The organism is Rhodobaculum claviforme (genome assembly GCF_016653255.1).
GTDB lineage: Bacteria > Pseudomonadota > Alphaproteobacteria > Rhodobacterales > Rhodobacteraceae > Rhodobaculum > Rhodobaculum claviforme.
In genome coordinates this window covers 1-4,652 of sequence record NZ_NHSD01000195.1, presented here as the reverse complement: position 1 = coordinate 4,652, position 4,652 = coordinate 1, and the positions used below count along the sequence as shown (strand labels likewise).

Here is a 4,652-nt window from a genome sequence, read left to right as displayed (position 1 = left end):
CCTCGAACCGGCGGCGCTGGGCGGGGGTGGTGGCCAGCAGCGCGTCCTCGCCCCACAGCGCGCGCCCGTCGGGGCTGAGGGTGAGCTGGCGCACATGCACGATGCCATGGCTGCGGGCCCACCCGTCATGGCTGAGCACGAGGCCGGCCGTCGGCCCCTCACCCTCGCGCGTGAGGGTGACCTGGCGCGGGGTGTCGGACAGCGTGCCCCCGGGGCCGCCGCTGTCGCGCCGTGCGGGGCCGAGGCGCGACGACGACCACCCCTCCAGCGTCAGGGTGGCGTGCATGGCGGTGGCGCGCGCGGCGCGGGCCCAGTGCGGCCCGAACGCCGCCCCCGGCCCGGGCCCCGCAATCACCGGCCGCCGCCCCGATGTCAGCTCGAACGCCAGGGTGGAGGCCTGGCCCAGCGGGCCGGGCGGCGGCGGGGCTGCGTCCACGATCACCGTGGTGCGCCGGGCGGTCAGGCGCGCGAACCCCATCGCGCCGCCCGGGCGCGGGCGGCCGCGGATCTCGGCCTCGGCCAGCGCGAGGTCGAGCGCGCCGTCGATCCCGGCCCCGCCGCCGTGGAACCGCGCCATCCCGCTGTCGGCATGGCGCAGTGCCCGCAGGGTCGGCGCGATGCGCGCCTGCGCCGCGGCAAGGCCCGGCGGGATCGCCTGTCCCGCCGCCGCCAGGGCCGTCCCCGCCCAGCCGAGATGCATGAACACCGCCAGCAGTTCTTCGGGGTTGCGCTGCGGCAGGCCGCCCGCTGCGTCGATCCCGCGTTCGCACAGGTCCTCCAGCGCGGCGCGGGCGGCCTCGGCCACGCCCGCCGCCGCATCGGGGGTGCAGGCGGCGTAGGACAGCGCCGTCGCCGCCTCGGCCCGTGCGAGGCCGGGCGGGGTCGCCGCCCAGCGCGCCGCCAGGAACGCGCCGTGCGCGTGGGCGCATCGCGACAGCGCCGCGGCCGTGCGCCGCCCCGTGCCCGATGCCAGCATCCGGCCGTGATGGCCCCAGCGGATCAGCCGCCGCGCCGCCAGGTCGGTCCGCCACGCCGGGCCACGCCCGACCGTGCGCGCCGTGCCGAAACGATCCAGCCAGCCGGCCAGCCAGCGCTGCGCCACCTCGCGCGCGGCGGCTCCGCCCTGCGCGGCCAGATCATCGAGCCAGACAAACCCTTGCAACGCCTCGGCCACCGGTGCCGGAGGGGCGCCGGCCCAGGGATCGTCACCGCCCGCGGGCATCACGGCGCCCCCCACCCGCAGCCGCCCCTGCAACAACGCGCGGCCGCGCGCGGGGCTGGTCAGGCTGCGCGCCTCCAGCCCCGGCGGGACCGGCGGGGCATCGCCGCGGGATGGCGCGCAGCGCAGCGCACGCCGTGCCGCGCGGCGATCGGCGGCGCTGGCGTCGGGCGCGGGGGCGGTGGGGATCATGGGATGCTCCGCCGGGGTTCGCGCGAAAGACTAGCGGGGCTGCGGCGCAATGTCATGGCCCGCGCCGGGGCGGTGCAGGGCGGCCATGAAGAAGCCGTCGATGCCCCCCCATGCCGCCCAGTGATCGGGCCGCAGCCGCAGCCCGCCGCCCGGCGCGCTCCAGTCCGGGTCCGCGCCGGGGACATCCACCGGCAGCACCACAACGCCGGGGTGGCGGGCCAGGGCGGCGGCGATCTGGTCCTCCCCCTCCTCGGGCAGGAGCGAGCAGGTGGCATAGACCAGCCGCCCCCCCGGTGCGAGCCAGCCCAGCGCGCGGTCGATCAGCGCCGCCTGCACCGCGACCAGGCTGCGCAGCGCATCCGCCCCGCGCACATGCGGCAGGTCGGGATGGCGCCGGATGGTGCCGGTGGCGGTGCAGGGCGCATCCAGCAGGATGGCATCGAACGGTGCCTCGGGCGTCCATGTCAGCGCATCGGCGGTGACCACCTGCGCCGGCAACCCCACACGGCCGAGGTTCTCGTGCAGCCGCGCCAGCCGCATGTCCGAGATGTCCAGCGCCGTCACCGCCGCCCCCGTCGCCGCCAGTTGCAGCGTCTTGCCCCCCGGGGCCGCGCACAGGTCCAGCACCCGCGCCCCGGCGCGCGGCGCCAGCAGCCGCGCCGGCAGCGCGGCGGCGGCGTCCTGGATCCAGAACGCCCCCTCGGCATGGCCGGGAAGCGTCGAGATCTGGCCCGCGCCGCGCCCCAGCCGAAGGCTGCCGGTGGGCAGCAGCGTGGCGCCCAGCGCCGCCGACAGCGCCGCTGCATCCCCGGGGGCGCGCGGGGTCAGATCGGTGGGGGCGCCCTGCGCGTGGGCCTCTTCCATCGCCGCCACGGCCGCCGCCCCCCAAGCCCGCACCAGCCGCTTGCGCAGCCAGTCCGGCAGCCGCTCCGGTGGTCGCGCGGCCCAGTCCTGCGGCGGGGTGGCCAGCGCCCGGCGCAGGACGGCGTTGGCCATGCCCGCCAGCCGCGCCCCGCCGCGCCGGGCGCGCACCTGCTCCACGGCCTCGTTCACCACGGCGTGCGCCGGGGCGCCTTCGACGAAATGCTCCACCACGGCCAGCCGCAGCAGCATGCGCACCGCATCCGGCGGCGCCGAGGACAGATACGGCGCCAGCGTCGCATCCGCGCGCCCAAGGTGACGCAGCGTGGTGCGCGCCAGCCGCAGCGCGCGCGCCCGATCGGCCGGGGGAAGGGGCGCGAGGGGGCCTGCGCTGTCCTCGGCCTCCAGCGGGCGGTGGTCGCGCAGCACCTGTTCCAGCAGCCGCGCGGCGGCGCCACGCGCCGTGACGGGCGCGGCCGATGTGGCCGTGCGCCCGGCGCTGCCCGACCGTTCCGTGCGCCCCGTCCGTGCCATCTGCGCCTCGTGGTTGATCCCTGATCCGCGGGCCGTATATCACACTCCAGACCCGCACAACCGCCCGCCGCCCGGAGGCCGCCGCCATGGACACCCCCGCAGACCGCCCGCCCGAGCAGCCCACCGCCTGCGCGCCTGATGCCTGCGCGCCCGATGCAGAGCACCCGTCGGCGTCCCTGCCCCCCGCCGCCCAGCGCGCCCTCGCCGAAGCCGAGGAGCGTCGCCGCAAGGCCCGCGCCCTCACGCTGCCGCCCGAGGAGGGCGGGCGCGACGGGCCGGAGCCGGTCCGCTTCGGTGACTGGGAACGCAAGGGAATCGCGGTCGATTTCTGACGGTGGTGCGGCATGGCCCGCGCCGCTGGTTGCGCGCACCGTCCCGGCGCTTCGGGGCGCCACCCTGAGACATCATCACACAGTCATGGATCAGGCAGCGTCCGAACCCTGATCGCCCCGGGGATCACCCCGTGCGAAGGTCTGGTGCGGTCGAGAGGACTCGAACCTCCACGGGTTTTACCCCACAGCGACCTCAACGCTGCGCGTCTACCAATTCCGCCACGACCGCTCGCGACGAGGGTCGTGTATCCGCTGTGCGGGGACTTGTGAAGGGGGAAATGGCGGGTCGGGGTCTTCCGGGTGCGGGGCCCGGTGCCCTATAGCCCGTGTGGCGGGCAGCGGAGGCAGCGATGGTCGAGTGGCGGGTTTTCGACGGGCTTCAGCCCTATGGCGCGACGCTGGCCGCGATGGAGGCGCGGGTGGCCAGCATCGCGCGGGGCGAGGCGGCGGAGGCGGTGTGGCTGCTGGAGCATCCGCCGCTCTATACTGCGGGGACATCGGCGGATCTGGCGGATCTGAAGGACCCCGGGCGGTTCGAGGTGCATGTCGCGGGGCGGGGCGGGCAGTACACCTATCACGGGCCGGGGCAGCGGGTGGTGTATGTGATGCTCGACCTCGGGGTGCGGGGGCGCGACGTGCGGCGGTTCGTGGCGGGGCTGGAGGGCTGGATCATCGCCGCGCTGGCCGAGTTCAACGTGACCGGCCACCGCCGCCCGGGCCGCGTCGGCGTCTGGGTGGAGCGTCCGGACAAGCCGCCCCTGCCGGATGGCACCCCGCGCGACGACAAGATCGCGGCCATCGGCGTCAAGCTGCGCCGCTGGGTCAGCTTCCATGGCCTGGCCATCAACGTGGAGCCGGACCTGAGCCACTTCGACGGAATCGTGCCCTGTGGCATCGCGGGGCACGGGGTCACCAGCCTTGTGGACCTGGGGTTGCCGGTGGGGATCGAGGATCTGGACCTTGCGCTGCGGCGCACGGCGGCGCCGCTGCTGGGACCTGGAGTGGCCGTGTCGGGCTGACGGCGCTGCGGCCACGGGCCGGGCGGGTCAGTCGGTGTGGCGGGTCAGTCGTTGCGGCGTACCGGGCGCGGCGGCAGGGGCCCGCGCGGCGGCTGCGTGGCGCTGTCCTGCGAGGCAATCGGAACCGTTGGCTCGCGGCGCTGGGCGGGGGTGGCCATCGCCGGCGCACGCTGGGGGGATGCTGCGCGCGACGGGATGGCGCGCAGCCCCTCCATCCCCGTCGCCACGGGCGCCGGAGCGGCAACCGGGGTGTCGGGTGTGGCGACGGGAGTGGCGTCGGCCCGGGGGCCAAGGGCGCGACGGAACACCAGCACCGTGTGATGGGTGGTGGTGGTGCGGCTCGACAGCCAGCCGGTGCGTTCCTCGCAGGGCAGCGTCTCGGCGCGCAGATAGTCCCAGCCGTCGGCGGCCATCGCGTTGATCGCATCGGACAGGGCCACGGCGAAGCGGTCCTCGGGGGTGCGCAGGCCGCGCGCCCTGGTGCCGTGGGCGGGG

The 4,652-nt window shown here is 76.7% G+C and carries 5 protein-coding genes and 1 tRNA gene; 2 read left to right on the top strand and 4 right to left on the bottom strand.

What is annotated here, in order from left to right:
* The coding region (locus tag CCR87_RS06635; protein ID WP_201156773.1) for a heparinase II/III family protein at positions 1-1,411 on the bottom strand (1,411 nt) is incomplete at its 3' end.
* Positions 1,412-1,441: 30 nt separating this feature from the next.
* Positions 1,442-2,806, bottom strand: a complete 1,365-nt coding sequence (locus CCR87_RS06630; protein ID WP_201156772.1) for an RsmB/NOP family class I SAM-dependent RNA methyltransferase — start codon at positions 2,804-2,806, stop codon at positions 1,442-1,444.
* Positions 2,807-2,982: 176 nt separating this feature from the next.
* Between CCR87_RS06630 and CCR87_RS17195 the strand changes: the two genes are divergently transcribed.
* Complete coding sequence (locus CCR87_RS17195; RefSeq protein ID WP_242511891.1) at positions 2,983-3,138, top strand: DUF1674 domain-containing protein; 156 nt, start codon at positions 2,983-2,985, stop codon at positions 3,136-3,138.
* Positions 3,139-3,280: 142 nt separating this feature from the next.
* Here the strand turns inward: CCR87_RS17195 and CCR87_RS06620 are convergent.
* Positions 3,281-3,367: transfer RNA gene (locus CCR87_RS06620), tRNA-Leu, on the bottom strand.
* 97 nt (positions 3,368-3,464) lie between these two features.
* Between CCR87_RS06620 and lipB the strand changes: the two genes are divergently transcribed.
* Positions 3,465-4,157: a lipoyl(octanoyl) transferase LipB gene (lipB, locus tag CCR87_RS06615; protein WP_338048885.1), complete on the top strand. Its 693-nt coding sequence runs from the start codon at positions 3,465-3,467 to the stop codon at positions 4,155-4,157.
* Positions 4,158-4,201: 44 nt separating this feature from the next.
* Here lipB and CCR87_RS06610 read toward each other — a convergent pair.
* Positions 4,202-4,652: DUF4177 domain-containing protein (locus CCR87_RS06610; RefSeq protein ID WP_201156769.1), on the bottom strand; the 451-nt coding region annotated here is incomplete at its 5' end.

Bases quoted from the DNA above. Each gene is read 5' to 3' on its own strand.
- CCR87_RS06630 (WP_201156772.1), bottom strand. From the start codon at position 2,806: ATGGCACGGACGGGGCGCACGGAACGGTCGGGCAGCGCCGGGCGCACG.